Origin of the sequence: Frankia sp. Mgl5, assembly GCF_023242985.1 — a bacterium.
GTDB classification, from domain to species: Bacteria; Actinomycetota; Actinomycetes; order Frankiales; family Frankiaceae; genus Parafrankia; species Parafrankia soli.
Genome location: NZ_JALKFY010000713.1, coordinates 1 through 5,684 on the forward strand (window position 1 = coordinate 1; position 5,684 = coordinate 5,684).

Below are 5,684 nucleotides of genomic sequence, written 5' to 3' on the forward strand. Positions count from 1 at the left end.
TACGGCGGAGGGCTCCCGCCTGCCCTGTGGGCCGACACGGCCGAGGGCGCCCGGCTCGCCGAGGCGGCAGCCAAGCGGCGGTTCCGGTTCGGGGAGATCCCGGCCGACGCCTCCCCGGAGACGGTCGTCGCCCGAATCATGGCACTCGGCGAAGCCGCGTGGTGACGGTGAGCGCCATGGACGACAGCTTGGACGAATGCCGCTATGTCGCCCGGCCGCGCTTGCGCAGGAAGGCCTGCTGCCCGCTGGCCTTCCGATCGTCAACGTGGAGGCCGGTTGCGTCAGCGGGTCGGAGGCGTTCCACGAGGCGTGGAAGCACGTGCTGTCCGATCAGGGCGAGGCGGCGCTGGCCGTCGGCGCGGAGAAAATGAACGATCCCAGCCGTCCGGTGGCGCAGGCGCCGGAGCGGGTCGGGGCCCGCGGCTGGCAACCTCGACCCGACCTCCTACTGGAGGCCGGATGAGGAGCTCGCCGCGGAGCTCGGCACCACATTCCAGGTCGCCAAGGGTGGCTCCATGACCGTTCTCGAGCACACCTGACCAAGGCAGGAAGGACGCCCCCATGCGGGTCATCGACTACTTCGACAAGGGCGCACAGCGCAACGGCGACCGTCTCTTCATCGTCTCCGATGAGGGCAACGTGACCTATGCCGAGGCCGCTCGGCATTCGCGGCGGCTGGCCGCCGGGCTGTACGCGCGAGGCTTCTCCCCCGGCGAGGGGGTCGGCGTGCTGGCCCCGAACGTCAGCGAGGGGTTGCTGGGGATGCTCGGCCTCTGGAGGGCCGGCGGCGCCTGGGCACCGCTCAACCACCTCAACGCGTTGAGCGCGACGATGGACTTCATGAACGAGGTGAAGGTGCGGTGGCTGCTGCTGCACTCACGCTTCACCGACCAGGTAGATGAGATCCGTGCGCACGTGCCCACCCTCAAGCACGTCATCTGCCTGGACAAACCGTTCGCCGGCGCCGAGTCGATGGCCGATGTCCTCGCCGCCGGCGACGGGGTGGACATACCGGACTGGAGCGACCCGTTCGGCGCACCTACCGCGGTGTGCGCTACCTGGCCCACGGGCGGGACGACGGGCAGGTCCAAGGCAGTCATCTGGACCAACGACGTATTCGCGAACCTCATCGAGCTGTCCACGCAGCATTGGCCGGCGTCCGAGCACCCGGTGAACCTCATGGTGGCGCCGATCACGCACGCGGCCGGCGTCATGGCGGTCATCCTGGCGGCCCAAGGCGCGACGGTGGTCATCCGCCCGGGTTTCGATGCCGAGGACACGCTGGGCCGCATCGAGCGCTACGGCGTCACGCATGTGTTTCTTCCGCCGACGGCATACTACCGCATGTTGGAGGGCCAGAAGGCACGGCCCCGCGACTGCTCCAGCCTGAAGATGCTGCTGATCGCCGCCGCGCCGGTCTCGCCGGACAAGTTCAGCGAGGGCGTCACGGTGTTCGGTCCGTGCGTCGCGCAGTGCTGGGGGCAGGCCGAGGCGCCGATGCTGCTCACCTACCTCTCGCCTCAGCAGGTGGCCGCCGCCGTCGCGGGAGACCACCCGGAGCGGCTCGCGTCGTGCGGGTATCCGACGTTTTCCTGCCAGGTGGAGGCGATGGATGACCAGGGTAACCTTCTGCCGCCCGGTGAGCGGGGCGAGCTGGTAGTCCGCAGCCGCCTCGTCACATCCGGCTACTACAATCGTCCGGAGGACACTGCGGCGATCCGTACGTTCGGCTGGCACCACACCGGCGACGTCGGCTACCTCGACGAGAACGGCTTCGTCTACATCGTCGACCGCAAGAAGGAAATGGTGATCACCGGCGGGTTCAACGTCTATCCCGCCGAGGTGGAGTCGGCCATTTTGGCACTGCCCGAGGTCCGCGACTGCGCCGTCATCGGCATTCCAGATGACAAGTGGGGTGAGGCGGTGTGTGCGGTGGTCATCCCGGCCGAACCGGGCTGGGTCGACGCCGACCACATCATCTCAGCCAGCAAGGTGGCGCTGGGCTCGGTGAAGGCGCCGAAGGTCGTGCACTTCGTCGATGCGCTCCCGTCGACGCCGGTCGGCAAGGTCGACAAGAAGGAGCTTCGCACGAGGTACTGGAAGGGCAGGACGCGATCAGTCAATTGAGGCCCACCACGGCTACGTCGGATACGTGGCGGACGCAGTCCGCATGCCGCGAAGGCCACGAGTGTGCATGCATCACCATACAGATCTAGCTCACGACCATCCGCCGCGCAGAGACAGCGGTAAAGTCAATTCCGAACTGGACGACGAGACAACGGATGAGCGACAAGGATCAATTTCGCCTCGACGGCAAGGTGGCGCTGGTAACGGGTGGCGCCCGCGGCATCGGCGCCGAGTGTGCGCGGATTCTCGCAGCCGCCGGCGCCAGTGTGATGGTGACAGATGTACTGAGTGCTGCCGGAAAGGAAACCGCTGAAGCGATCAGCGCATCTGGTCACACGGCCGCCTACCTGGACTTGGATGTCACCCGCGAGAAAGAGTGGGTGACCGCAATCGAAAACACCCTGCGACCTACGACGGCTTCGATGTGCTGGTGAACAACGCCGGTATCGAGATCATGGGGGAGATCGCCGACACGTCGCATGACGAGTTCCGTCGTATCATGGCCGTCAATGTTGATGGTGTCTATCTATCTATTTAGGTTGCAAGCATGCAGTGATCTCGATGCGCCCCGGCGGACGTGCCGGGCATGGTCGATCATCAACCTCTCCTCCGTCGCCGGCATGGTCGGCATACCCTGGTTATCATCCTACGGGGCCAGTAAGGGTGCGGTACGTAAATTGACCAAGGATGTGGCCGTGGAATGTGGGAGGATGGGCTATGGCATCCGCTGTAATTCCATCCATCCGGGTGTCGTGGAAACCGACATGGCGGAGTCGTTCTTCCGCAAGAACCAGGCTCTGGCCGGCGCGGGAAGTTTCGATGACATCAAGTCCGCATTCACTGCGGCTCATCCGATCGGCCGCATGGGCGTGCCGCAGGATATCGCCAACGCCGTGCGTTTCCTCGCGGCAGATGCATCGGTCTGGATCACCGGCGTGGAGCTACCGGTCGACGGGGGTTGGACCGCGATCTGACCTAGATCCGCCAGTACCCGGTGATGTTGGGGGTTCGTAGATCGCTGGAACGTAAGCGGGTGCCTGCCGTGCAGGAAGAATCGGGGTTACCACACCAAACCGAAGCTTCCTGACGAGAGGCACCCGCAGGGTGAACAGACTACGCAGATCGGCTGTGTCGCGGAAACGGCCACGGGTTCGGGTCGGGCCGGTGGACCGGTCGTTGACGGGTCTGGCGGGCCTGTCGGCGGTGAGTGAGCTGGTGGACCGGCTCGGGCTCGTCGAGACGCTCGACGAGCGGATCGGGTCGGTCAAGCAGCGAGCCCGGGGCTGACGGGCGGTGAGGTGCTGGTCGGGCTTGCGAGCGCGCAGTTGGCGGGGCAGGCGAGCCTATCCGGGTTGGACCGGCTGTGCCTGGACGGGGCGGGTGGGTCGCTGGTGGCGGTGCCGTTCGCCCCGTCACGGACGGCGGCGAGGTTGTCGGCCAGGTTCGGGCCGGCCGCAGTGGGCGGGATCGAGGCGACGGTCGGGGTGCTCGCGTCGCGGTGGCTGGACCGGCTGCCCGCGCAGCGCCGGGCGGAGCTGGTCACGGGCCCGACGCTCGATCTGGACTCTTCGGATGTCGAGGTCTTCGGGTTCCTCAAACGCGGGGTGGCGCGCACCTATGAGGAGAAGAAGGCTGGCCGGCCGCTGCTGGCGTCGTGGGCGCGGACCGGGCTGGTCCTGGCCGCCGACCTGCTCGCGGGTGACGACGACGTCCGTCCCCGCGCCGCCGGGTTGCTGACCCGGGCCCTGGCCAACCTGCCGGTGGCGGTCCGCGCGCGGCCGTTGCTGCGCGCGGACTCGGGGTTCTTCACCGGCGACCTGGCCCGCACCGCTGTCGCGGCGGGCGTCGACTTCGCGATCGTCGCCCCGCGTAACAGCGCTCTGTGGCGGGGCCTACGCCGCGGTCGAGGAGACGGCATGGACGGGCGCCAGGGACATGACCGGCGCCCAGGTCGCCACCAGCGCCTACGCCCCGGCCGGCTGGCCGCCGGGCACCTACATGGTCATCCGCCAGGTGAAGGTCCCCGCCGCCGAGATCTCCGCTGATCCCCGCTCGCGGCGGCGACGCACGATCCCGAAAGGCCAGCGCAGCTGGCTCTCGACGGTGTCGTCGATCATGCCTGGGCGGTCAGTTTCATCGTCACGAACATCCCCGCCGACGACGGCGCCGACATCGTCGCGCTCGAGCACTGGTTCTGCGGCCGCGCCGACATCGAGACCCAGATCAAGGACGCCAAACTCGGGGCTGGCCTACGCCACCTGCCCTCGGCCGACCCGCCGGTGAACACCGTCTGGATGTGGGCGGCGATCCTCGCTGGCTGGCTGTCCACCCTGCTCCAGACACTGACCGGGTTCGCCCAGCGCGCTGGGCGCGCCCACGCCGACCGGCTCCGCCACGAACTGATCACCATCCCCGGTCGGGTCACCCGACACGCCGGCCAGCTGATCCTGCGCCTGCCACCCGGCCGCGACCTGCACCTGACCACTGCCCTCACACGGCTGCGCGCTCGATCTCCAGCGCTCTGACCCGGATCCGTTCCGACCCCTGGAACACCACCCAGGCCGTGGACCCGGCGCCGACCCGGCACGACGGCCGGGCTTCCGCTCTGCCCAGCCATCGAAAACCACATGGACAACCCCGAAACAGGAAGATCATCAAACTTCGATCATGCGAGCCATCGCTACTGGCGGATCTAGGTCTGAGCTCGAGCTTTAACCTGTGCGGTGACTCTGCTGCTTAATTCGGCTGGGTGTCGCGGTGCGGCATGATCTCCTCTGCGGTCCGGGTCGCGTCGTGGGCCGTGGGAGGTGGGGCACATGTCGTTGCAGCCGAAGGGGCTGCCGGAGATCCCGGCGCAGACCGTGGCGGTCGCGCGGGCGGCGTTCCCGCGGGGGACGTTGGCGATGCGGCTACGGGACCGTCTCGCCGAGGTGTTCGTTGACGAGCCGTTCACCGGCGCGTTCGGCCGCCGGGGGCGCCGGGTCTGCCGCCGGCGGTGCTGTCGCTGGTCACGGTGCTGCAGTTCGCCGAGAACCTGACCGACCGCCAAGCCGCGGCGATGGCGGTCCGCGCGATCGACTGGAAGTACGCGCTCGGCGTGGAGCTGACCGATACCGGGTTCGACGCGACGGTGCTGTCCCGGTTCCGGACCCGGCTGGCCGATCACGGCCTGGAACGGGTGGTCTTCGACCTGCTCGTGGAGGCCTGCCGTGACCAAGGCCTGATCGGCGCTGGTGGCCGGGCGCGTACCGATTCCACCCATGTGATCAGCGCGGTGCGGGACCTGAACCGGACCGAGCTCGCCGGGGAGAGCGTGCGGGCGGCGTTGGAGGCCCTCGCGGTCGCGGCCCCGGACTGGCTGGCCGACACCCTGGACGTTGACGAGTTGGCGCACCGCTACGGCGAGCGTGTCAACGGGTGGACGATGCCGTCCTCGAAGACGGCCCGCGACCGCCTCGCGGTGGTGTTCGGCCAAGACGCGCTAGTGCGCTGACCGTGATCCTTTCCGGTGGTCAGGCGGCATGTGATCGTGGGCGTCCCCAGCGTTGCTGGCGTTC

9 protein-coding genes are annotated in these 5,684 nt (G+C 68.1%); all 9 read left to right on the top strand.

Annotated elements, in window-relative coordinates; genetic code table 11:
• Positions 1-196: 196 nt before the first annotated feature.
• The gene (locus tag MXD62_RS26765; protein WP_248832185.1) at positions 197-463 is read left to right on the top strand and encodes a hypothetical protein; all 267 of its coding nucleotides are present in this window, start codon (positions 197-199) and stop codon (positions 461-463) included.
• Between the two features lie 98 nt (positions 464-561).
• Positions 562-2,127: an AMP-binding protein gene (locus tag MXD62_RS26770; protein WP_248832186.1), complete on the top strand. Its 1,566-nt coding sequence runs from the start codon at positions 562-564 to the stop codon at positions 2,125-2,127.
• Between the two features lie 155 nt (positions 2,128-2,282).
• Positions 2,283-2,561, top strand: coding sequence for an SDR family NAD(P)-dependent oxidoreductase (locus MXD62_RS38925; RefSeq protein ID WP_251082371.1), 279 nt, complete (start codon positions 2,283-2,285; stop codon positions 2,559-2,561).
• On the top strand, positions 2,552-2,665 hold the full coding sequence (locus MXD62_RS38930) for an SDR family NAD(P)-dependent oxidoreductase (RefSeq protein ID WP_308301331.1): 114 nt from the start codon (positions 2,552-2,554) through the stop codon (positions 2,663-2,665). Before MXD62_RS38925 ends, MXD62_RS38930 begins: the two co-directional genes overlap by 10 nt.
• Positions 2,643-3,101, top strand: coding sequence for an SDR family oxidoreductase (locus tag MXD62_RS38935; RefSeq protein WP_285224196.1), 459 nt, complete (start codon positions 2,643-2,645; stop codon positions 3,099-3,101). Before MXD62_RS38930 ends, MXD62_RS38935 begins: the two co-directional genes overlap by 23 nt.
• Before the next feature lie 324 nt (positions 3,102-3,425).
• On the top strand, positions 3,426-4,172 hold the full coding sequence (locus tag MXD62_RS26780) for a transposase (protein WP_248832187.1): 747 nt from the start codon (positions 3,426-3,428) through the stop codon (positions 4,170-4,172).
• 90 nt (positions 4,173-4,262) lie between these two features.
• Entirely contained in the window at positions 4,263-4,652 is a 390-nt protein-coding gene (locus MXD62_RS26785) for a transposase (protein ID WP_308301332.1), read from the top strand.
• 291 nt (positions 4,653-4,943) lie between these two features.
• On the top strand, positions 4,944-5,165 hold the full coding sequence (locus tag MXD62_RS26790; protein WP_248832188.1) for a hypothetical protein: 222 nt from the start codon (positions 4,944-4,946) through the stop codon (positions 5,163-5,165).
• Complete coding sequence (locus MXD62_RS26795) at positions 5,141-5,620, top strand: transposase (RefSeq protein ID WP_248832189.1); 480 nt, start codon at positions 5,141-5,143, stop codon at positions 5,618-5,620. The genes MXD62_RS26790 and MXD62_RS26795 overlap by 25 nt, the downstream gene beginning before the upstream one ends.
• Positions 5,621-5,684 lie beyond the last annotated feature (64 nt).

Excerpts from the sequence above, each read along its gene's own strand:
- MXD62_RS26770 (WP_248832186.1), top strand. The coding sequence starts at position 562 with ATGCGGGTCATCGACTACTTCGACAAGGGCGCACAGCGCAACGGCGAC.
- MXD62_RS38925 (WP_251082371.1), top strand. The coding sequence starts at position 2,283 with ATGAGCGACAAGGATCAATTTCGCCTCGACGGCAAGGTGGCGCTGGTA.
- MXD62_RS26765 (WP_248832185.1), top strand. The coding sequence starts at position 197 with ATGCCGCTATGTCGCCCGGCCGCGCTTGCGCAGGAAGGCCTGCTGCCC.
- MXD62_RS38935 (WP_285224196.1), top strand. The coding sequence starts at position 2,643 with ATGGTGTCTATCTATCTATTTAGGTTGCAAGCATGCAGTGATCTCGAT.
- MXD62_RS26790 (WP_248832188.1), top strand. The coding sequence starts at position 4,944 with ATGTCGTTGCAGCCGAAGGGGCTGCCGGAGATCCCGGCGCAGACCGTG.